1 protein-coding gene is annotated in these 3,315 nt (G+C 72.2%); it reads right to left on the bottom strand.

The window, feature by feature from the left end; genetic code table 11:
* Window positions 1–3,315 (bottom strand): amino acid adenylation domain-containing protein (locus H0U68_RS09055; protein ID WP_296354785.1); only part of this gene is annotated, 3,315 nt, incomplete at both ends.

Here is a 3,315-nt window from a genome sequence, read left to right on the forward strand (position 1 = left end):
CCTTGTTGAGGAACAGGCACATAAAAAAATACGCGCATTCGCCGCCCTGCATGCGGCCGAACAGCACGGTGCCGAACACCACGTCGTCGCGGCTGGCGGTGCGTGCCAGCACAAGCGCCCAGGCCAGGTGGAACAGGCTCGCCGTGCTCACGCCCAGGGCCCTGGCCTGGCGGCGCAGCCGGGCCGCAAGCGCGCCGTCGAGCTGCTGCCAGCCAGTGGCCAGCCGCGAGCCGTCGCCACGCACGTCGTCCAGGCCGAACGGCGAGGTGGGTTCGTCCACGTCGCCCAGCATGCGGCTGAAGAAGGCCTCGTGCTCGGCGGCCGGAATGCCCAGCCGCGCCTGCGCCACGAAATTGCGGAACGGCAGCGGATCGGGCAGCCGATCGGCATGGCCTTCCAGCAGCAGCCGCATTTCGTCCTGCAGCAGGCCGACCGTGGTGTGGTCGGCCACCAGGTGATGGAACACCAGCAGCAGCATCCAGCGGCCGTGCGTGGCATCGTGGGCGGCATGCAGCTGCAGCAGCGGCGCGCGGCGCACGTCGATGCGGTGGTGCCGCGGATCGAAGCGCGCGCGCAGCTGGTCGCCGACGTCGCCGTCGGCCGCATCGAGCCGCACTTCGTAAAAGGGCAGCGGCGCGTGCCGCCACACCACCTGCACCGGCTCGGCCAGCCCTTCCCAGGCGAACGCGGTGCGCAGGATGTCGTGGCGGTCCAGAACGGCCTGCAGCGCGTCGCGGATCGCCTCGACCCGTTCGCGCGTGTCGGTGCCGAACAGCGTGGTTTCTAGGTACACGTCGCCGGGGTCGCCCATCAGGTGATGGAACAGGATGCCTTCCTGCAGCGGCGCCAGCGGATAGATGTCCTGCACGTTGGCGGCGCCGCCGGGCACCGTGGCGGCGATGCGGTCGATTTGCGCCTGGTCGAGCGCGACCAGCGGCAGCATTTCAGGCGCGATGGCCTTGCATCCTTCGGCGATGCCGTTGGGCGGCACCCGCACCAGGCCGCTGCCGCCATGGGCCGCGGCGGCCAGCGCCGACAGCGTGGGCGTGCCGAACAGCGTGCGCACGTCGACCGCCAGGCCGGCCTGCCGCATGCGTTCGGTCAGCCGGATCGCCAGCAGCGAATGGCCGCCGAGCGAGAAGAAGTCGTCGTGCCGGCTGACGCGCTCGACGCCGAGCACCTCGGCCCAGATCCGCGCGAGGCGGGTTTCCACCTCGCCTTGCGGTGCTTCGTAGGCAAGGGCGGCATCGGCGTCGGCCGTGGGTGCGCGCAGTGCCTGGCGGTCGAGCTTGCCGCTGGGCGTGCGCGGCAGGGCATCCAGTTGCACCCAGGCGCCGGGCACCATGTGCGCCGGGAGTTCGGCGGCAAGCGCTGCCTGCAAGCTTGCCGCATCGGCCCCAGCGTCACCCACCCAGTAGGCCACCAGCCGCCGGTCTTCAGGATGGCCGGGCCGGTCGGCGCGCGCCAGCACCACGGCCTCGCGCACGCCGGGCTGGCGCAGCAGCCTGGCCTCGATCTCGCCCAGCTCGATGCGGAAGCCACGCAGCTTGACCTGGAAGTCGTTGCGGCCGACGAACGCGATGCTGCCGTCGGGCAGGTGGCGCGCGAGGTCGCCGGTTTTGTACATCCGCGCACCGGGTTCGCTGCCGAACGGGTCCGCGACGAAGCGCTCGGCCGTTTGCTGCGGCCGGTCCAGGTAGCCGCGCGCCACGCCGGCGCCGGCGATGCACAGCTCGCCGACGGCGCCCGCCGGCACGGGGCGGCCATGCGCATCGAGCAGGTAGATGCGCGTGCCGGCGATCGGCCGGCCGATCGAGGTCCAGCCGGCAGGGTCGCCGCTGAGGTCGTTCAGCGTCGCGTTGACGGTGGCCTCGGTCGGGCCATAGGCGTTGGACAGGCGCGGCCGGTGGCCGGGGCGCGCGAACCAGCGTGCCAGCGCCGCTTGGGTGACGGCTTCGCCGCCGACGAACAGCTGGCGCAGCGTGCGCGGAATGGCCGCATCGCGGTCCTGCGCCAGCTGCTCCCAGAAGCGCGTCGGCAGGTCGGCAAACGTGATGCCGTGCGTCTCGCACAGCGGCCAGAATGCCGCGGCGCCGGCCAGCCAGTCTTCGCTGCGCAGCACCAGCGTTGCGCCGGAGGCGAGGCTGCAGAAGATCTCCTCGACCGACACGTCGAAAGCCATCGAGGCGAACTGCAGCACGCGGTCTTCGGCGCCGATGCCGTAGCGCCGCGCCATCGCCGTGACCAGGTGGGCCGCCTGGCGGTGCTCCACCATCACGCCTTTAGGCATGCCCGTGGAGCCCGAGGTGTAGATCACGTAGGCGAGATGGCCGGGTCGCACGCTGTTGGGCGGATTGGATGCGGACCGGCCGGCCCACAGTGCCGCATCCGTGTCCAGGTCCAGCGTCGGCACGGCGGTATGGCGCATCGCCTCCGGTGCGCTGCCTTGCACCAGCAGGGCAGCGGCGCCGCAGTCCTGCAGCAGCGCGCGCAGGCGCTCGGTGGGATAGTCCGGGTCCAGCGGCACATAGGCGCCGCCGGCCTTCAGCACCGCCAGCATCGCCACTACCATCGGTATGCCGCGCGGCATGCACAGAGCCACGCGGCTGTCGGGCGCGATGCCGAGGCTGCGCAGATGGTGCGCCAGGCGGTTGGCCTGTGCATTCAGCGCGGCGTAGCCGAGCTGCGTGTCTCCATGCACCAGCGCGGTGGCCCGCGGCGTGCGTTCGGCCTGGGCCTCGAATAGCGCGTGGAGGCACTGTTCCGGGACTGCTTCGACCTGCGCTGCATTCCACTCGACCAGCACGCGTTGGCGCTCCGCCGGCGGCAGCACGTCCAGGCTGCGCAGCGGCGCGGCGGGCGCGTGCTCCAGCGCGTGGGCCAGCTGCTCGAACGCGCGCTGCACGAAGCCGCAGATGCGATCCGCACCGAGCTCCGGTGGCACCAGCGCCATGATGCGCAGGCTGTCATTGCCGTCGTCGTCGATGTCCAGGCTGAAGGGATAGTTGGTGCGCCCCTCGGCGCCGTTCGCGTCGCCGGGGCCGGTCTCGGACAAGGGCGCCGCCTGCCCCTGCCGGTAGTTCAGCAGCGCGCTGAACAGCGGCGCCGGTGCGGCCACGGCGCTGCACCGCTGCGCGAGCACCAGCGAGGCATGCTCGTGCCGTGTCAGCCGCGCCAGCTGGCGGTGAACGCCGCGCAGGCCATCCCGCGCGCCGTCGTCGCCCAGGCGCACGCGCACGGGCAGGGTGTTGAGCATCAGGCCCAGCACGCGGCCCGCACCTTCGCCGGCCTGCAGGCGGCCGGACAGCACGGTGC

Origin of the sequence: Ramlibacter sp. (assembly GCF_013697775.1) — a bacterium.
GTDB lineage: Bacteria > Pseudomonadota > Gammaproteobacteria > Burkholderiales > Burkholderiaceae_C > Ramlibacter.